An 18,348-nucleotide genomic window follows, 5' to 3' on the forward strand; every position below is an offset into this window, starting at 1 on the left:
AGCGATCGTTGTAGGATTGCTTCGTGCCTCGCAATGACGTATTTTTCTTTATTCCATAAACATTATCATCATGAATAATTTAAATACCGACCAACAAAACCTTGATGCCATCTTAACAGCGGTTAAACAACAGGGCATAGATTATTTAAATCATATTCATCAACGGCCAACAGCCGGTAATACAAAAGTTGAAATCATCCGCGATTTAAGCGAGCAGGGATCTGGTGGCATCGAAGCACTGAAGCAGTTTAACCAACGTTTTGAACCTATTATGGTGGCCTCATCCGGTCCCAGATATTGGGGCTTTGTAACCGGTGGAACAACACCTGCGGCCATCGCCGGCGATTGGTTATCAACGATATATGATCAGAATACGCAAAGTGCCAAAGGTAATGGCGATGTTTCGGCGATTATCGAACTGGAAACCATTCAGTTATTACTTTCTTTATTTAACCTGCCTAAAGATTTTTTCGGTGGTTTTGTAACAGGTGCTACACTTTCTAATTTTACCTGTCTGGCTGTTGCCAGACAATGGATTGGCAAACAATTTGGGAAAGATTTCGCCAGAGAAGGCTTGTCGGGCAATGTAAAAGTGTTATCTGCCACACCACATTCATCAGCCATTAAATCTTTATCGATGCTGGGTTTGGGAAGCGGCAATTTTATTCAGGTAAACGTCATGCAGGGCAACCGCGAAGCCCTGGATGTTGACGATCTGGAACTTAAAATACAGGAACTAAAAGGAGAACCTTTTATCTTAATTTCTAGCGCCGGAACTGTAAATACAGTAGATTTTGATGATTTTGAAGCCATCAATATCTTAAAAGAAAAATATAATTTTTGGTGGCATATTGATGCCGCTTTTGGTGGTTTTGCCGCTTGTTCGCCTAAATATAGTCATCTGCTTAAAGGCTGGGAAAATGCCGATAGCATTACCGTAGATTGCCACAAGTGGTTAAATGTACCCTACGAAAGCGCTGTGTTTTTGGTGAAAGAAAAACACCAGTTGCTGCAGGTAGAAACTTTTCAGAATTCTAATGCAGCCTATTTGGGCAATCCGATGGAAAATTTTAGTTATTTAAATTTCCTGCCTGAAAACTCCCGCCGCCTAAAAGCTTTACCTGCATGGTTTACACTGACCAGCTACGGAAAACAAGGCTATCAGGAAATTGTAGAAAGTAATGTTGAAGTGGCTTTACAGTTTGGCGATTTCATTAATGAAAATCCAAACTTCGGGTTGTTGGCACCAGTACGCTTGAATACCGTTTGTTTTTCGTTAACCGATGAAAGTTTAGTGGCAACATTCCTGAATAAATTAAATGAAAGCGGGAAAGTATTTATGACTCCTACCTTTTATAATGGGAAGAAAGGAATCCGTGCTGCGTTTGTAAACTGGAGAACGTCAGCTGCTGATGTGGAGCTGGCCATTGCCACAATGCTCGAAATTCTTACAGAACTTTAACCTTAAAATTATTGTTTTTAAGGCTTAGGACTTATATTTGCAGGAATGAAGTTTTATGTCCTTAAATACATCCTCATTAGCTGCATAGCACTAGCTTTTTTCTTGAAAGTGAGCCATGTGGTTTCGTATTTAAGCTATTCTGCCGACAATGTTGAACTTTTGTCTACAAATGACGACGCAACAGAGAAAGAAGAAAAGAAAGTGGAACCCGAATATGCCATTCCACAGATCCTGTTTCACGGCGATATGAATTTTACCCTTCAAACTTCAAAAAAGGTAGTTATTCCTGATCATTCGTTTCAGCTGGCTTACTTTCCGGAGGTTTTAACACCGCCGCCTTCCGTATAAACCCATCTTTTTAAGTTTATTTTCTGTTTCGCAAACGCGGAACCAATTTTCTATTTCAAAAATTACAACCTAATATATATGAAACGAGCAATTTCATTTGCAGTGCTGTTAATCGCTGCCTCTTTAAAAATCAGTGCACAAGAAGTGGTGCAGAACAATGTTAAACCGGTAGAAAATGCCTTAGGCCTGGTTACTAAACTCGAGCCGGTAAGTTTTACCTATGATAAAGCCTGGGCTGAGAAGTTGAAGTTATCTGCTAAACCACAGTATGGTTTTGTTGGTGCCGATGCAAAGGCAGCCGTTCCGGGGATCGTTTCGGTGCAATCAAAAGATTACAGTTCCGGAAAAAATGCTTTTAAAAGCGCCACCATTACCAAGGTAGATTATGAAAGTTTAGTGCCGCTTTTAGTGGCCAGTATAAAGGAACAACAGTTACAGATTGAAGCATTGCAACGCGAGCTGAAAACATTAAAATCGCAAAGTGCTAAATAATAAAATGAGTCGTCATCTCGACTCAAGCGCAGTCCCGAACGTTCGGGAGAGAGATCTATCTCTTTAGATTTCGTTCAGAAGTTGGTCCGGATTTGTAATCCGGACCTTTGTCCTTCTGATTTATAATCCGATTTAAGCTTTAACATTGGTTTTTTATTAAGGATTAAAAATCCTTAGCTCTGTGGATGGGATTGCAAATCCCGACTAGCAGTGAGTATGAAATAGGCATACTAATCTTATAGTACGTCATTCCCGCGTAGGCGGGAATCTTAATGCCTGTTACCTGCATTAGGATTCCCAATCAAGTTGGGAATGACGAACTTTCGAAATAGATTATATTTTACTTACTACCCTTTAAGCAAATACTTTTTAAATCCTTCAAAATCTACTCCTAACTGATCAGCATGTTTCGGTTTGCTTTCTAAGGCTTTTACCTGCTCAGGGATTTCTATTTTAGCGGCGATATCTGCAGGGAAAATATCAGGGAATTTACAGGCGTGTGCCGTAGATAAGAAAACAGCTGCACTTTCGTCGGTTGGGTTTTCCCTTCTGTATTTTTCAACTGCCAAATAAGCAATCGCGGTATGCGGACAAGCCACATAGTTTAATTTGCTGTTTATTTCTTTAATGCCTGCTAATGTTTCATCATCAGTAAAACGGTAAGCAGTAACCACTTTTTTTATGGCTTCCACATCCTGATGAAACAGATCCATAATGCGCACCCAATTGCTTGGCGCGCCAACATCCATGGCATTCGAGTAGGTTTGGGTCGATGGCTTAGTTTCATAAACACCACTTTCTAAAAAGCGTGGAACGGTATCGTTAACATTGGTAGCTGCTATAAACTGTTTAACAGGCAATCCTAGTTTGTATGCCAATAAACCTGCGCCAATATTCCCGAAATTTCCACTGGGTACCGAAAATACCACGTTTTTAAAACCTTGCTTTTTCAGTTGGGCATAAGTATTGAAATAATAAAATGTTTGTGGAATCAATCTCGAAATGTTGATCGAATTAGCTGAAGTCAATCTAAATTTAGCATTCAGCTCATCATCAGCAAAAGCCTGTTTCACTAAAGCCTGGCAATCATCAAAAGTTCCTTTTACTTCAACAGCCCTGATATTTTCGCCGTTGGTAGTTAGCTGCAGTTCCTGTATCGGACTCACTTTCCCTTCCGGGTAAAGTATGGTTACCCTGGTATTGGGTACACCCAGGAAACCTAAGGCTACTGCGCCACCAGTATCGCCGGAAGTAGCAACCAGGACATCTAAAAGTTGTTCGCCATCTTTTAAGAAATAAGCCATCACGCGACTCATAAAGCGGGCACCAAAATCTTTAAACGCTAAAGATGGACCATGGAACAACTCGAGAACGTAGGTTTTGTCATCTAATTTAACCGCTGGTGCTTCAAAATTAATGGCATCATCAATTAAAGCTTTTATATCTTCAGCTGGAATTTCATCTTTTAATAGGGTTGAAGCTATTGTGTAAGCAATTTCAGGTAAAGTGTGTTGTTCAATATGCTGGATAAATGCATAATCCAATTGAGGGATTTCAACAGGCATGTATAGGCCTTTATCCTGCGGCATGCTGTTAAAAACGGCTTCTTTGAAAGAAACACGTAAATCTTTATTGTTGGTTGAGTATAGTTTCATTTTGAGGTATAGGGTTTAGGGGTGTAAGGTTTAGGGTTATGGCGTCGAGTACAACCCTATGCCCTAAACCTTACACCTTAGGCCTTATTTACATCACTTTTGGTCCTTCGGCATTAACCGGAGAAACAAAAGCTTTGCTGTTAATATTTATTTTGTGTAAATGTTGCTGTTGCGATTTGGTTATTTTTCTGGCCGTTTCTTCGTCTTTGGTTAATGAGAAGACAGATGGCCCAGAACCTGAGATTCCGAAACCGATTGCGCCGTTTTCCATTGCCAGTTTTCTCATTTCTTCAAAACCTGGTATCAAGATCGAACGTGTTGGCTCTACCAGAACATCTTTCATGCTTCTGCCAATCAGATCAAAATCATTCATAAATAGTCCACTCACTAAACCTGCAACATTTCCCCACTGCGTAACGGCATCTTTTAAGGCCACTTTGCTGCGGATCATTTGTCGTGCATCTTTAGTCGGTACATCTACTTCAGGGTAAACAATTGCGGCATACATGCCGGCAGGAGTAGGTAAAGAGATTACATCAAGTGGATCGTAACTTCTTACCAGTACAAAACCACCTAACAAAGCAGGGGCAACATTGTCGGCATGACCATAACCACAGGCAAGTTCCTCGCCTTTCATCGCGAAAGGAACCAGCTCTTTAGTGCTTAATAAATCGCCCATTAATTTGTTAATGGCAAATAAGCCGGCAACCGTACTGGCCGAACTTGAGCCCAGGCCGCTGCCAATCGGCATTTTCTTATGCAATTCAATTTCTACGCCTACATCTAAACGGTTGATATGCTTTAAGTAATGTTGTACACTCGCACTTACGGTATTTTTCGCTGCATCTAAAGGCAATCGGCCATCATCGCCGGTAATTCTTTTGATTACTACCCCTGGGGTATCAGTAAATCGCATTTCAACTTCATCACCAGGTTCATTTACAGCGAAACCCAATACATCGAAACCACAAACTACGTTGGCAACGGTTGCCGGGGCAAAAACTTTTATACTATTTTTCATTATTAATTGCCTTAACTATTTATTTAATGTACCTACATTGATGATATCTGCAAAAACGCCTGCCGCGGTCACTTCCGCACCTGCACCCGGGCCTTTTACCACCAATGGACGCGATTTATACCGGTCTGTAGTAAAAGAGATAATATTATCACTTCCAGATAACATATAAAAAGGATGACTGTCATCAACCATTTGCAGACTGATTTCTACATTACCATCTTCCAGTTTGCCGATGTAGCGTAAAACTTTTCCATCTTTAGCGGCTGTTTGTTTCAGGTTCTCAAAATAAGCGGCATTAGCCTGTAATTCTGAATAGAAATCTTCTACTGAAGATGCATTTAAACAAGCTTCTGGCAAAATGTTATCGATTTTCACATCACTGGCTTCTAATGGATAACCGGCATCGCGGGCAAGGATCAGCATTTTACGCATAAAATCTTTTCCATTTAAGTCGTCGCGTGGATCTGGCTCGGTATAACCCAGTTCCTGCGCTTCTTTTACGGTTTCATAAAAACCGGCCTCGCCTTTGAAATTATTGAAGATGTAAGAAATCGTACCGGATAAAATGGCTTCAATCCGCGCTACCTTATCACCGCTCATCATCAGTTCGCGCAGCGTACGGATAATAGGCAAACCTGCACCTACATTGGTTTCATAATAAAAATCAACACCGAATTTACGGGCCGTATCTTTAAATGATTTATACTGGGCATAATCTGCTGAGTTTCCCTTTTTATTACAGGTTACCACTGAGATACTGCTCTCGAATATGCCTTGATAAAATTCAATTGGCGATTCTGCAGCGGTATTGTCGACAAATACACAGTTCGGTAAGTTTAGGGCTTTCATTTTTGCCACAAAACCTGCTAAATCTGCGGGTTCACCCTTTGTATTCAGTTCAGTTTCCCAGTTTTCTAACGAAAGACCATCGGCACTGAAAATCATTTTGCGTGTATTGCTAATGCCCGTTACCTTAACTTGTAAATCGTTATTGGCTGCCAGGAATGGCATCTGCTCCTTTAACTGGTTGAACAAGGTTTTGCCAATATTTCCGGTACCTAAACAGAAAACGTTCAATGTTCTTTTCAGGTCGGTAAAAAAGGCATCATGTACTGCATTTACTGCTTTCGATAGGTCATCTTTGCTGATAATTACCGAGATGTTATATTCTGACGAACCCTGAGCAATAGCCCTTACGTTGATACCGTTACGGCCAAGCGCATTAAACAAACGTCCGCTCATGCCTGGGGTACGTTTCATGTTTTCACCCACAATGGCTAATACCGCTAAATTATTCTCTACTTCCGGCAGTTCTAGTTTTTTAGCATCCAACTCCAGTTCAAATTCTTTTTTGATTAAAGAAATGGCCTGCGAAGCATCTGTTGGTTTAACCGCGAAAGTAATGCTGTGTTCTGAGGAAGATTGCGTAATCAATACGACGTTGATCTGTTCGCGCGAAAGCAGTGAGAATAACCTCCCGCTAAAGCCTGCTTTACCCACCATGCCACTTCCGGTTAGGTTGATGATGCTGATATGATCGATAGAAGAAATTCCTTTTATGGGTAAACTGGATGCTTTTACATCGCTTTTAATATAAGTTCCTGCGAAATCAGGTTCGAAAGTATTTTTGATCACAATCGGAATCTTTTTCATAAAAGCAGGGATCATGGTTGGTGGATAGATCACCTTTGCGCCGAAATAACTCAGTTCCATGGCTTCCGTATAACTCAGCTCGGGTAAAGAAAAAGCCTTTTTCACCATGCGCGGATCAGCAGTCATCATGCCGTTTACATCCGTCCATATTTCGATCTCTTCTGCATTTAAGGCTGCACCCCAAACCGCTGCGGTATAATCAGAGCCGCCTCGGCCTAAAGTTGTTACCCTGCCGGCAGCATTGCTCGCTATAAAACCAGTAACAAAAAGTACTTTGTCTTTATTTTCCTGGTAAAAATTGTTGATCAGCATTTCGGTCAGCTCAGTTTCAACTTTCGCTTGCCCAAAATTACTGTCGGTTTTAATCAGGTCAGATCCATTAACATAAAGTGAATCGCCGATGTTTTTCGAGGCAATATGGCTGATCATAAAGGTAGAACAGCGCTCACCGTAGCTCAGAATCTGATCTTTGGTCTGCAAGCTCAGTTCGCGCAGATTGGCCACTGCCTGTAACAGATCTTCCAGCTCGTTAAAAAAGATTTTTAATCGCGTAAACACAGGGTTTTGTGCAGCCGCAGGTAAAAGCGAGCGGATGACAGCAAAGTGTTTTGCTTCGATTTCTTTTAAATGAGTATCGTAATCTTCATCACGCTCAGCCATCTCGGCCATTTCGGTCAGTAAATTGGTTACACCACTCATTGCCGATAATACAACTACCGGGCTGTTCTTCTGTTTTTCTTCGCCAACCAGGCGTAAGAGGGTTTTAATGTTCTCGGCCGAACCTACGGATGTGCCGCCGAATTTAAGTACTTTCATTAGTTTATATTGGTTTTAACTGTTTGGTACTGCGCAAATTATTTCATCGTTTGTATTGTTGCTTGTGCAGGTTTCATTCAGCATGGGTTAAAAAAAAAGCGTCCCGATTTTCATCGGGACGCTCTCTGTGTTTTATGTTTTTTCAATTTACAACAAATTAGCCCCGCTGGTTTATACCGGTGGTAATAATAATTGTTGTAATAATTGAAGTGTTAAAATTCATCTCGTCTTGGTGTACTTTGTACACCGTAAAGTAGAAGATTATTTTTTTAAAATGCAAATGTTTTTTGAATTTTATTTCGAAATTTCTATCGAAACGTTTAAACAGATGAAATAGCTGTATTTTTTGAACCCGAAACCGAATCATTCCCCTTCCTGGGAAGTGTCAGTAAGGCAGTTTATAAGTAGTTTTAAAATCTTTAGAAAAGGTGCTTTGGTAATGCTTCGGTAATGGCAGCCCTGCTAACCACTATAGTCCCGATGGCAATGCTTTTCATCGATGGAGAAATCGGGAGCTGCCGCTTTTATCAGGTTTAGTTAAATTTGGGTTGAGGTGTTATTTAGGTTTGTTACCGTTCTGGCGCATATTCATTCCCCTTCTTTGGAGGGGTGCCCGCAGGGCGGGGTGGTAAATGAGTAAGTATAATTAATTCAAAAAAATATATACTCCATGAATACAAAAGGCAATACTACCCATAATAACCACTGGTAAATATTTCTTGAGAAAGAATAATATAAATGCTATAATGTTAGCAAAAACCAAAACCGAACTGATGTAGATATAAGGTTTGGCTACTTCATAAATAATGTCGTTAGGGATAAAATCACTAACCAACTGCATTCTAATCTGTATTATTGGGACTATATTCCAGATTAATAGCAGGAATAAGATTGTTAATGAGATAATCGATAAGCTTTTTAAGCTATTATTGCCTGTCATTTTTTTTGATATTCGATATTTTTACTTTCAATAGGATGATCTGTCTGGCTTTCAATTTCACACGAAAGCACATTATAAAATTTCACTTCATATTTGGTATTGACGAGATCTATCCATTTTTCCCAATCTTCCATGCTTGTATCTTTAACATAGATATCCCTTGAGGAGCCATCAATATAATATATCTTTTTTCTAAGCAGTTCCCAGTTCATTAATGATCATGTTACTGCATAAAAATATAATCTTTAATTCATTTCCAAATATTATGTTAATCTTTTAAAACTGTTATTAAAGATTGTGAGTACTTAAACCCTTATCAATTAAAAGTTTAAACCAGCAAAACCGTTTTAGCAGATTTTACTTAGTGTAATTTTTTAATTTTTTTTACCTTGTAAAATGGCTTGTAAATATCTGTAAATAAAATGTTTACATAATAGTGTATTTGCTACAATATGTAAAAAATTACGCTTCAAAACTAGTTTTTGTGGAAGATAAGTATTTACCTTTGCTGTACTAACTAACTTATTGTTATGAGCAAAAAGAAACTGCAAACGCCAGATTTAAGCTATTTAAATCTAGGTGGAAACATTGCTGTAAAGTACCAATTATCTCCAGCGGAATTAATTGATGATGCCTTATTAAATAAAGAGGGTACGCTGGCCGCTTCAGGAGCGCTGGCGGTTGATACCGGAAAGTTTACCGGACGTTCTCCTAAAGACCGTTTTATTGTATGCGACGAAGTAACCGAAGATCAGGTTTGGTGGGGCGATGTCAACATTAAAATTTCTCCGGAGAAATTCGATCAGCTGTTTTATAAGCTAACCAATTACCTTGAAGATAAGCAAATTTATGTCCGCGATTCTTCGGCCTGTGCCAATCCGGATTATTCAATATCGATCAGGGTAATTACAGAAACGGCTTATCAGAATCTTTTTGCTCATCATTTGTTTATTCGCCCGGATGAAGATCATTTGGGTATAACACCACCAGAGTGGACTATTATTGCTGCACCAGGTTTCCTGGCCGATCCGGCTATTGATGGAACCAGGCAGGAAAACTTCTCCATCATTAATTTTACCAGGAAAATGATTTTGATTGGAGGAACAGGTTATACCGGCGAAATTAAAAAGGGAATTTTTTCTGTTTTAAACTTTATCCTGCCAGTATATAAGAATACCCTTTCCATGCACTGCTCGGCCAATGTGGGTAAAAATGGCGATACCGCTATATTCTTCGGTTTGTCAGGCACAGGAAAAACGACCTTATCAGCCGATCCCGAAAGAGGATTAATAGGCGATGATGAACATGGCTGGGGCAAAGATTCGGTATTTAACTTTGAAGGCGGTTGTTATGCAAAATGTGTAGATTTAACTGAAGAGAAAGAACCTCAAATCTTTAAGGCGATCAAATTTGGCTCCTTGCTAGAAAACATTAATTTTTTCCCAGGTACGCAGGAGGTTGATTATACTAATATCAGTAAAACGGAAAATACCCGTGTGGCCTATCCTATAGATTATATTGACAATGCCATTTTACCATCAATAGCGGCTGTTCCGAAAAATATCTTTTTCTTAACGGCAGATGCGTTTGGGGTATTGCCGCCCATTTCAAAATTAAATGTAGAACAGGCCATGTTCCACTTTATGAGTGGTTATACCGCCAAGGTTGCTGGAACAGAAACAGGGGTAACAGAGCCTCAGTTAACGTTTTCAGCTTGTTTTGGTAAGGCATTTTTACCCTTGCATCCATCTAAATACGCCGCGTTATTAGGTGAAAAGATGGAAAAACACCAGGTAAACGTATGGTTGGTAAATACAGGTTGGAGTGGCGGGGCCTATGGCGTAGGTAAAAGGATGAAATTAAGTTATACCCGGGCAATGATTACAGCTGCCTTAAACGGAGATTTAGATCATAATAAATATAAGCAGCACCATGTATTTAAATTGATGATGCCATTAAATTGTCCGGGAGTACCAAACGAAATTTTAGACCCCTCTAAAACATGGAGCAATCAGGAGGAATACTTTTTAAAAGCCTACGAACTGTCTGATGCCTTCGCCGAGAATTTCAAGCAATTTGAACTGACAAAAGTACCAAAAAGCAGACACGAAGCGTTAAAATTATGTTAAATGCACTTTAAAATGCATTTTTTGAGCGAAAAATTTGCAATTCGATTTTTTTTTAGTTTTTATTGTGAAAGAATTGCCTCGGCTGGGGCAATTTTTTTGTTATACACCCTTGGTGATTTACCGAAACTAAATTCTAAGTAACGATTTAATTGCTTATTGATTTATTAATTTGTAATTTAAAATCAATTTATAAATTTGTTTTTCGCAACAATTTCGGATATGAAACGTTGAGTGTATTACAAAAGAAAAAAACAGCTAAAAATTAAAAACAAGAACTAAAACTAAAATTTCAAAAAAAATGGCAAACGCACCAAAACCAACAACTGTTAAAAAAGAGAGCTCTTCTAGTGCTTCAAATGTATTTGCAACATTCGTTATTCCAATTTGTATTATCATTGGATTCTGTGTTTGGAGATTCGTATTCGGAGAAGGAAGTAACTTTATCGATGGTGACAGAGAAAAATTACCATTACCTGGTAACTATCTTGGAACAGCTTACAAAGGAGGTCCTATCGTAGCGATCTTAGTTGGATTACTATTAGTAGTAATTGTATTCTCTATCGAACGTTTCATCGTTATTGGTAAAGCAAGTGGAAAATCTAGCTTAGATACTTTCATTCGCAAAGTACAAGGTTTATTAAGCGCAGGTAACATCGAAGCTGCAAAAGCTGAGTGTGATAAACAACAAGGTTCAGTTGCTAACGTAATTAAATCTGGTTTGAAAAAATACAGCGAAGTTGAAGCAGATACTAATATGGATGTAGAGCAATCAATCGTTGCTATCCAAAAAGAAGTAGAAGAAGCTACAGCTTTAGAAATGCCAATGTTAGAGCAAAACTTAACGGTAATTGCAACTTTGGTATCAATCGGTACATTAGTAGGTTTATTGGGTACAGTAACAGGTATGATCCGTGCATTCGCCGGTTTAGCAAACTCTGGAGCACCAGATCAGTCAGCATTAGCGGTAGGTATCTCTGAGGCATTGATCAACACTGCGACAGGTATCTTGGTTTCTACTGTGGCAATTATCATGTATAACGTATTAACTTCTAAAATCGACAAGTTAACTTACGCTATCGATGAGGCTGGTTTCAGCATCGTTCAAACATACGCTAGTTCGCATAAATAAGAATTTTGAAAAAATTTTTACCGGCTTTATGGAAAACCGGAAAAAAGATCATCATTATTAAAAACTAGTAAAAAATATTATGCCTAGAATTAAAGTTAAAAGAACAAGTACAGTAACAGATATGACTGCCATGTGTGATGTGGCATCATTGTTACTTACTTTCTTCATCTTAACTGCTACAGCAAGGCAACCAGAACCTCTAGCCGTTTCTACACCCTCATCTACATATGAGTTTAAAGTACCGGTAGAAAACAATGCGATTTTAACAATCGGACAAGGTAAGGTATTCTTCGAGGTAGCAGGAAATAGAGTAAGAGCAAGAACATTAGAACTAATGGGCGAGCAGTACAGCGTGAAGTTTACACCTGAAGAAATTCAACGTTTCTCAGTAATCTCAACTTTCGGTGTGCCTTTTGCAAACTTAAAAGGTTTTATAGCCATGAACGGATCTGACCGTATGAAACCAGGAGTACAAAGAGGTATTCCTACCGATTCTACAGACAATCAGTTAAATGCATGGGTGTTAAATGCTCGTAAAGCAACTAAAGAGATCAACAACGTAGACATGCGCGTTAGTATCAAAGGTGATGCTAAAGAAGAATATCCAGTTGTGAAAAAGATTATTGATGTGCTTCAGAAGCAAAGTGTAAACAAATTTTTATTGGTTACTAACTCTGAAGCTAAAAAGAAATAAGAAATGGCAGAATTAAATACAGGCGGGAAGAAAGCCACACCAAGGGTTGATATGACTCCAATGGTGGATCTAATGTTTCTTTTGGTAACCTTCTTTATCTTAACAACATCAATATCTACACCACAGGCGATGGATATTGCAAAACCAGATAAAAACGAAAAGTTACCTGAAAACAGATTAGAACTGAAAGCAAGTAAAACCATGACCATCTTATTGGGTAAAAAAGATAAGGTAGCTTGGTACATGGGCGTAGCAGGTGAAACTGCACCAAATATCGAATCTGTATCACAAGTTGGGGAATCTATTGTTAAAAATAGAAAAACAGCTGATGCTTCAGGTGTTCCGGGAGACTTTGTTGTGTTGGTAAAACCAACCTCAGGATCTACTTTCCAGAACTTCGTTGATATTATGGACGAATTGGAAATTCTTAAAGTTAAGGTTCGTCAGATTGATGATGATAATATCCTTGATAACGAGAAGCAGGCCATGAAGGAACAAGGAATTTTATAATCAATAAAAACCAATAGTTATGTCGAAGTTAGATATATTCAGAAAAGAATGGCTTGAAGTGGTTTTTGCGGATAAAAACAAAAGCTACGGTGCGTACCAATTGCGTAAAACCAATGGTGCAAACACCACAAGAGCATTAATTATTGGCTCTGCAATATTTCTAGTGTTATTTTTCTCACCTAAAATCTATAGCCTGATTAAAGGCTCAATGGACCATGAAGATGAGCAGTTAAAAGCACAGGAAGTAATTTTAGCGCCACCACCACCAGTAGATCCTAAAACACCACCTCCACCACCGGTAGAGCCACCTCCACCGAAAGTAGACCAGGTGAAAATGCCACCTCCAATTGTAAAACCTGATATTGAGGTTCGTGATGAACCACCTACAGTTGAAAAGTTGAAGGAAGCTGATCCAGGTCAGAGAGATATCAAAGGTGATCCAACAGCTGATATTGTTATCGCTGAACCAGTAGGTGAAGGACCAAAAAGAGAAGCTGCCGTTGCGGTTGATGATAATAAAGTTTACGACTTTGTTAGTATCGAAAAACAACCAGAATTCCCTGGAGGTATTTCTAAGTTTTATGGATACTTAAGTAAAGCAATTAAGTACCCGCCAATGGCACAAGAAAACAACGTTCAAGGTAAAGTGTTTTTATCTTTCGTTGTGGAAAAAGATGGTAAATTAACTGATATCACAGTTACCCGTGGTTTGGGTAGCGGAACTGATGAAGAAGCCATCCGTGTATTAAAAGCAAGTCCACGTTGGAACCCAGGTATCCAAAATGGTAAGCCGGTAAGGGTAAAATACAACATCAACGTTAACTTTACATTGAACTAATAGTAGATGTTAAATTTTGATATCTTTAAGCAAAAATCGCCTAAACAGCGGTTTTTGCTCATTTTAGGCCTTATCATGTTTGTCTTTTATGTGGTATTGGGGCTTGCATTTATCTTTTGGGAACCCATAGCGTTACGCTTAAGCTCTATCCCGCACTGGGGTAGGATCGCAATTGGAATCTTCTTAATTATTTATGCTTTTGTAAGACTATTAAGCCTAAGCAGGCGAGACTAATCCATGAGAAATTTCCTTTTTATATTCTTAATCCTGGCCCTTGTAAGCTGTAAACGTAAAAACAAAAGCGAAGCAGTTAAGGAAACCCGCACCAGCGGTACACTTAAAATGCTGGTTGATGAAAGCGTTGGCCCTATTGTGCAAGATCAGATTGATATTTTTAGTCTGGACTATCCACAGGCAAAATTCGAAACCACAGTAAAGCCAGAGGAAAAACTTTTACCTGCATTTTTAAACGATAGTGTAAGGGTAATTGTGTTGCCAAGGTTATTAACCAAGGCCGAAGAAAAATATTATAACCAGCGAAGTATAAAAATAAACACCTCACGTTTTGCTGTAGATGGTATTGCTTTAATTACAAATCAGGGCAATATCGATAGTACAATTAACGTTAAAGATGTGATTGATATATTACAGGGGAAGAAATCAGATAAAAAATTGGTCTTTGATAACGCTTATTCAAGTACCTTTCAATATTTTAAAGAGTTGGCCCATATCAGCCAATTTCCAGCCTCAGGTGTTTACTCCAAAAATTCTAGCAAAGAAGTAATTAAACTTATTGCAGAAGATAAAAATTTTATTGGTATTTTGGGCGTGAATTGGATCACGGGCAAAGATACGGAGATGAGTGAATACCTTTCTCAGATAAAAGTGTTGGGGGTAAAGAATGTAAAAGGCAAGGTAGGAGACGATCAGTACTATAAACCAACTCAAGATAACTTAATCAATGGTGTTTATCCTTTCCTAAGAAATATAAATATTATAGATTGCGAAGGAAGAGATGGTTTAGGCACAGGATTTGCAACATGGTTAAGAAGTCAGAGGGGACAATTGATTGTACTTAAATCTGGACTTGGCCCGCATAAATTAATGCCAAGACAAATTAACCTGACAAAAGGAAATTAAATTAAAAATTATAAATTGAACCACGAAGTAAATCTAAAGAGACACTTCATTTTTATTAAATAAAAAAACAGAATATCCGATGAAAATTTTAAAGAAAGCAATAACCTTAAATGTAGGTTTGGTGTTGATGGGTTCTGCAGTTTTTGCTCAAGATTTAAATGACGCGAAAAAAGCCATCGACGCGGAGCAGTATCAAAAAGCATCATCAATGCTTAAATCGTTGGTGAGCTCAAAAGCATCAGATGGTAATAACTATTACAATCTTGGTTTGGTTTACTTGAAAACTGGTTATATCGACTCAGCTAGAGCCGTATTTACCAAAGGTGTTACCGCTGATCCGAAAAACAACTTAAACTTAATCGGTTTAGGTGAAGCAGATATGTTGTCTAATAACCCAAGTTCTGCTAAAACTAATTTCGACAAGGCAGTAGCTTTGGCGCCTAAAGATTACAAAACTTATTTGTATATCGGTAAAGCCTATTTAGCGCAGGATAAACCTAGTGATGATGTATCTAAACCTGATTTCACTAATGCTTTGGCTAACATTACCAAAGCAGATGAATTAGACTCAAAAGATAAAGATGCAGAGGTTTTCCTGGCACAAGGTGATGCCTATGCTTTACAAAAGAAAAACTCTGAGGCATTAGGTCCGTATATGCGTGTTGGTGATGTTGATCCTAACAACAGAAGAGCTAAAACGCAGATTGGTAAAATGTATAAGGAGTCTAGGGCTTTTCCTGAAGGCGAAAAAGAATTACAAGATGTAATAGCTGCTGATGCAAACTATGGCCCTGCTTATCGCGAGTTAGGTGAATTATACTTACAATGGAGTAGCTTTGGTACAGATAAGGAAAAAGCAAAAAAAGCGATTGAGAATTACAAAAAATACATGGATTTAACAGATAAATCTTTAGAATCTCAATTACGTTATGCGCAATTCTTATTTTACGCAAAAGACTTTCCAACTTTGGAGCAAGTAGCATCGGCGATACAAGCACCTGCTAATGATCCTAAGAGTGCTATTGTATCTAGGATGAAAGGTTGGGCAGCATATGAGAATAAAAATTATCCAGCTGCACTTACAAGCATGAGTGATTTTTTTGCTAAAGAGAAAGATCCAAACAAAATTCTTGGATTTGATTATTTATATTTAGGTAAAGCTCAATTAAAAGCTGGTCAAGATAGTTTAGCATTAATCAACATCACTAAGGCTGTAGAAAAAGATTCAACGAATGCTGATGCATTAGCTGAAGTTGCTAAAAGTTTTTACGATGCTAAAAAATATGCTAAATCATCTGAAATTTATGAGAAAGCTATAAAGGCTAATCCTAACGGAAAAGGAGCTTTATATAACTATTACTATAATGCAATGGCGAATTATTTTGACTATGCAGCAAAATTAACTGCAAAACAAAATCCTTCAAAAGATATTTTAGTAAGAGCCGATTCTTCAATTGCTAAAGTAACGCAACTAGCTCCTGAAACTTATGATGCATACTTAACAAGAGCACGTATTAATAGCTTATTGGATGATGAAAAAGAGCCTAAAGGCCTGATGCTTCCTTTCTATGAAGAATACATTAAAAAGATAACTGAAAAACCAGAATTAGCTACCGCAAATGCTAAAAAACTTTCTGAAGCTTATGATACTATTGGTGGTTTTTACTACTATAAAGACAAAGAAAAAGCTAAAGAATATTTTAACAAAAGCGTAGCTGTATATCCTACTGGAACTTTCGCAGCAGCTAAACTAAAAGAATTAGCAGCTCCAGCCCCAAAAGGTAAAGGCAAATAATTAAAAAGTTAAATAATTTAGAAAAGGCAGAGTTTGGTTACTCTGCCTTTTTCTTTTACTTTTGCATCATAAAATAAATAATATGCAAGCGCAAAGTTCGGCTATAGATTTTTTACCAATTATATTTCAAGTAATTGTTGCTTTAGGTTTTGTGGTAACCACGCTGGTTGCTACCCACTTTTTAGGTCCAAAACGTAAAACGAGCGATAAATTAGAAACTTTTGAGGCTGGTATTAAATCAGTAGGTAACGCACGTCAGCCTTTCTCTATTAAATATTTCGTAGTAGCCATCTTATTTGTACTGTTTGATGTAGAGGTTATCTTTATGTATCCATGGGCGGTTAATTTCCGTACCTTACGGATGGATGGAATGATCGAAATGTTCATTTTCATGGGGACATTATTGCTAGGTTTCATCTACGTGATCAAGAAAAAAGTTTTAGACTGGAACTAATCAGTTAGCAATTTTCAGTTCACAACAGGCAGTTTTTAGTTCAATTTTAGAACTGGTAACTGCTAAATGGCAACTGCAAACTGAAATGTGTATCACTTACACTAACTCATCGCAATTTTTTTATTTAGAAAGGTTCTAAATCGAGTAAAGCTAGTTTGTTTGCCTTTAAAATATTGTAAATTTGTTGCTCATTCTGCAAAGGGATGAGCATTTTTTGTTTATAAACATGAGTGAAATTAATATAGTTGATGCGCCTCCAGGAATAGAAGGATCTGGCTTTTTTGCCACTTCTCTTGATAAAGTGATTGGTTTGGCCCGCTCAAATTCATTATGGCCTTTACCTTTCGCAACCTCTTGTTGTGGAATCGAGTTTATGGCAACCATGGGTTCTCACTACGATTTAGGTCGTTTCGGTGCCGAACGCTTAAGCTTTTCTCCACGTCAGGCAGATGTTTTAATGGTTATGGGTACCATCGCTAAAAAGATGGCCCCGGTATTAAAACAGGTTTATATCCAAATGGCAGAGCCACGTTGGGTGATGGCAGTTGGTGCTTGCGCAAGCAGTGGTGGTATTTTCGATACTTATTCCGTATTGCAAGGTATTGATGAGGTTATTCCTGTGGATGTTTACGTTCCGGGTTGCCCGCCAAGACCTGAAGCTATTTTAGATGGTTTCCAGCGTATTCAGGATTTAGTGAAAAGTGAATCGGGTAGAAGAAGAAATTCTGATTATTACAAAGAACTTTTAGGTCAATACGGCATTAAATAATGGAAGAAACGACGCTAAATAATAATATTCTGGCAAAGCTTAGCGATAAGTTTGGCGAAAAGGTAACCGGAGTTTCTGAACCTTATGGTTTATTGACTTTTGCAACCACCAAAGATTTTATCATCAATGTATTATCGTTCCTTAAAAACGATTTAAGTTTTAATTTCTTAACCGATATTACCGCAGTTCATTATCCTGGTAAAGATCATGGTATTGCAGTGGTTTACCATTTGCACAACATGGTGGAGAAAGTTAGGATTAGGATTAAGGTTTTCATCTCAGAACAAAATCCAACTATCCCTACGGCAACAACCGTTTGGAAAGGTGCCAACTGGATGGAACGCGAAACTTATGATCTTTTCGGGGTTAAATTTGAAGGTCACCCGGATTTACGCCGTATTTTAAATATGGACGATTTAGGTGTTCACCCAATGTTGAAACAATATCCATTGGAAGATCCGAACAGAGTAGATAAAAAAGACGAATTTTTTGGAAGGTAAACT

At 38.2% G+C, this 18,348-nt stretch carries 17 protein-coding genes; 13 read left to right on the forward strand and 4 right to left on the reverse strand.

What is annotated here, in order from left to right; all coding sequences use genetic code 11:
• Window positions 1-70: 70 nt before the first annotated feature.
• The 3 genes from AC04QZ_RS12575 to AC04QZ_RS12585 all read left to right on the forward strand — a co-directional run bounded on the left by AC04QZ_RS12575 (window position 71) and on the right by AC04QZ_RS12585 (window position 2,302).
• A complete protein-coding gene (locus tag AC04QZ_RS12575) occupies window positions 71-1,462 on the forward strand; it encodes a pyridoxal phosphate-dependent decarboxylase family protein (RefSeq protein WP_478358033.1) in 1,392 nt (463 codons plus the stop codon).
• 45 nt (window positions 1,463-1,507) lie between these two features.
• The gene (locus AC04QZ_RS12580) at window positions 1,508-1,810 is read left to right on the forward strand and encodes a hypothetical protein (RefSeq protein ID WP_478358034.1); all 303 of its coding nucleotides are present in this window, start codon (window positions 1,508-1,510) and stop codon (window positions 1,808-1,810) included.
• A gap of 78 nt (window positions 1,811-1,888) precedes the next feature.
• On the forward strand, window positions 1,889-2,302 hold the full coding sequence (locus AC04QZ_RS12585; protein ID WP_478358035.1) for a tail fiber domain-containing protein: 414 nt from the start codon (window positions 1,889-1,891) through the stop codon (window positions 2,300-2,302).
• 347 nt (window positions 2,303-2,649) lie between these two features.
• Here the strand turns inward: AC04QZ_RS12585 and thrC are convergent, their stop codons facing one another.
• The 4 genes from thrC to AC04QZ_RS12605 form a co-directional block, all read right to left on the reverse strand.
• A complete protein-coding gene (thrC, locus tag AC04QZ_RS12590; RefSeq protein WP_478358036.1) occupies window positions 2,650-3,957 on the reverse strand; it encodes a threonine synthase in 1,308 nt (435 codons plus the stop codon).
• Between the two features lie 88 nt (window positions 3,958-4,045).
• The gene (locus tag AC04QZ_RS12595) at window positions 4,046-4,978 is read right to left on the reverse strand and encodes a homoserine kinase (protein WP_478358037.1); all 933 of its coding nucleotides are present in this window, start codon (window positions 4,976-4,978) and stop codon (window positions 4,046-4,048) included.
• 15 nt (window positions 4,979-4,993) lie between these two features.
• Window positions 4,994-7,447: a bifunctional aspartate kinase/homoserine dehydrogenase I gene (thrA, locus tag AC04QZ_RS12600; RefSeq protein WP_478358038.1), complete on the reverse strand. Its 2,454-nt coding sequence runs from the start codon at window positions 7,445-7,447 to the stop codon at window positions 4,994-4,996.
• A gap of 936 nt (window positions 7,448-8,383) precedes the next feature.
• Window positions 8,384-8,599 carry a hypothetical protein gene (locus AC04QZ_RS12605; RefSeq protein ID WP_478358039.1) on the reverse strand — a complete coding sequence of 72 codons (216 nt, stop codon included), beginning with the start codon at window positions 8,597-8,599 and terminating at the stop codon, window positions 8,384-8,386.
• A gap of 318 nt (window positions 8,600-8,917) precedes the next feature.
• Between AC04QZ_RS12605 and pckA the strand changes: the two genes are divergently transcribed.
• The 10 genes from pckA (at window position 8,918) to AC04QZ_RS12655 (ending at window position 18,345) form a co-directional block, all read left to right on the forward strand.
• Window positions 8,918-10,516 (forward strand): phosphoenolpyruvate carboxykinase (ATP), encoded by a 1,599-nt coding sequence (pckA, locus tag AC04QZ_RS12610; RefSeq protein ID WP_478358040.1) that lies wholly within the window; start codon window positions 8,918-8,920, stop codon window positions 10,514-10,516.
• Between the two features lie 298 nt (window positions 10,517-10,814).
• On the forward strand, window positions 10,815-11,645 hold the full coding sequence (locus tag AC04QZ_RS12615) for a MotA/TolQ/ExbB proton channel family protein (protein WP_086548865.1): 831 nt from the start codon (window positions 10,815-10,817) through the stop codon (window positions 11,643-11,645).
• A gap of 79 nt (window positions 11,646-11,724) precedes the next feature.
• The gene (locus AC04QZ_RS12620) at window positions 11,725-12,339 is read left to right on the forward strand and encodes a biopolymer transporter ExbD (RefSeq protein WP_086548866.1); all 615 of its coding nucleotides are present in this window, start codon (window positions 11,725-11,727) and stop codon (window positions 12,337-12,339) included.
• 3 nt (window positions 12,340-12,342) lie between these two features.
• Window positions 12,343-12,849 (forward strand): ExbD/TolR family protein, encoded by a 507-nt coding sequence (locus AC04QZ_RS12625; protein WP_086548867.1) that lies wholly within the window; start codon window positions 12,343-12,345, stop codon window positions 12,847-12,849.
• A gap of 19 nt (window positions 12,850-12,868) precedes the next feature.
• Window positions 12,869-13,687 (forward strand): energy transducer TonB, encoded by an 819-nt coding sequence (locus tag AC04QZ_RS12630; protein ID WP_086548868.1) that lies wholly within the window; start codon window positions 12,869-12,871, stop codon window positions 13,685-13,687.
• Window positions 13,688-13,924: 237 nt separating this feature from the next.
• Window positions 13,925-14,827: a PstS family phosphate ABC transporter substrate-binding protein gene (locus AC04QZ_RS12635; protein ID WP_478358041.1), complete on the forward strand. Its 903-nt coding sequence runs from the start codon at window positions 13,925-13,927 to the stop codon at window positions 14,825-14,827.
• Window positions 14,828-14,906: 79 nt separating this feature from the next.
• Window positions 14,907-16,622: a tetratricopeptide repeat protein gene (locus AC04QZ_RS12640; RefSeq protein WP_086548871.1), complete on the forward strand. Its 1,716-nt coding sequence runs from the start codon at window positions 14,907-14,909 to the stop codon at window positions 16,620-16,622.
• 82 nt (window positions 16,623-16,704) lie between these two features.
• Entirely contained in the window at window positions 16,705-17,076 is a 372-nt protein-coding gene (locus AC04QZ_RS12645) for an NADH-quinone oxidoreductase subunit A (RefSeq protein ID WP_029274758.1), read from the forward strand.
• A 226-nt stretch (window positions 17,077-17,302) separates the two neighbouring features.
• Window positions 17,303-17,845, forward strand: a complete 543-nt coding sequence (locus tag AC04QZ_RS12650) for an NADH-quinone oxidoreductase subunit B (protein ID WP_057931427.1) — start codon at window positions 17,303-17,305, stop codon at window positions 17,843-17,845.
• The gene (locus tag AC04QZ_RS12655; RefSeq protein WP_478358042.1) at window positions 17,845-18,345 is read left to right on the forward strand and encodes an NADH-quinone oxidoreductase subunit C; all 501 of its coding nucleotides are present in this window, start codon (window positions 17,845-17,847) and stop codon (window positions 18,343-18,345) included. Before AC04QZ_RS12650 ends, AC04QZ_RS12655 begins: the two co-directional genes overlap by 1 nt.
• Window positions 18,346-18,348 lie beyond the last annotated feature (3 nt).

The sequence above is a fragment of the Pedobacter folensis genome, assembly GCF_056490665.1.

Coding starts and splice junctions, on each gene's coding strand:
- thrC (WP_478358036.1), bottom strand. CDS start 3,957: ATGAAACTATACTCAACCAACAATAAAGATTTACGTGTTTCTTTCAAA.
- AC04QZ_RS12630 (WP_086548868.1), top strand. CDS start 12,869: ATGTCGAAGTTAGATATATTCAGAAAAGAATGGCTTGAAGTGGTTTTT.
- AC04QZ_RS12645 (WP_029274758.1), top strand. CDS start 16,705: ATGCAAGCGCAAAGTTCGGCTATAGATTTTTTACCAATTATATTTCAA.
- AC04QZ_RS12655 (WP_478358042.1), top strand. CDS start 17,845: ATGGAAGAAACGACGCTAAATAATAATATTCTGGCAAAGCTTAGCGAT.
- AC04QZ_RS12650 (WP_057931427.1), top strand. CDS start 17,303: ATGAGTGAAATTAATATAGTTGATGCGCCTCCAGGAATAGAAGGATCT.
- AC04QZ_RS12580 (WP_478358034.1), top strand. CDS start 1,508: ATGAAGTTTTATGTCCTTAAATACATCCTCATTAGCTGCATAGCACTA.
- thrA (WP_478358038.1), bottom strand. CDS start 7,447: ATGAAAGTACTTAAATTCGGCGGCACATCCGTAGGTTCGGCCGAGAAC.
- AC04QZ_RS12625 (WP_086548867.1), top strand. CDS start 12,343: ATGGCAGAATTAAATACAGGCGGGAAGAAAGCCACACCAAGGGTTGAT.
- AC04QZ_RS12575 (WP_478358033.1), top strand. CDS start 71: ATGAATAATTTAAATACCGACCAACAAAACCTTGATGCCATCTTAACA.
- AC04QZ_RS12595 (WP_478358037.1), bottom strand. CDS start 4,978: ATGAAAAATAGTATAAAAGTTTTTGCCCCGGCAACCGTTGCCAACGTA.
- AC04QZ_RS12585 (WP_478358035.1), top strand. CDS start 1,889: ATGAAACGAGCAATTTCATTTGCAGTGCTGTTAATCGCTGCCTCTTTA.
- AC04QZ_RS12605 (WP_478358039.1), bottom strand. CDS start 8,599: ATGAACTGGGAACTGCTTAGAAAAAAGATATATTATATTGATGGCTCC.
- AC04QZ_RS12640 (WP_086548871.1), top strand. CDS start 14,907: ATGAAAATTTTAAAGAAAGCAATAACCTTAAATGTAGGTTTGGTGTTG.
- pckA (WP_478358040.1), top strand. CDS start 8,918: ATGAGCAAAAAGAAACTGCAAACGCCAGATTTAAGCTATTTAAATCTA.
- AC04QZ_RS12620 (WP_086548866.1), top strand. CDS start 11,725: ATGCCTAGAATTAAAGTTAAAAGAACAAGTACAGTAACAGATATGACT.
- AC04QZ_RS12615 (WP_086548865.1), top strand. CDS start 10,815: ATGGCAAACGCACCAAAACCAACAACTGTTAAAAAAGAGAGCTCTTCT.
- AC04QZ_RS12635 (WP_478358041.1), top strand. CDS start 13,925: ATGAGAAATTTCCTTTTTATATTCTTAATCCTGGCCCTTGTAAGCTGT.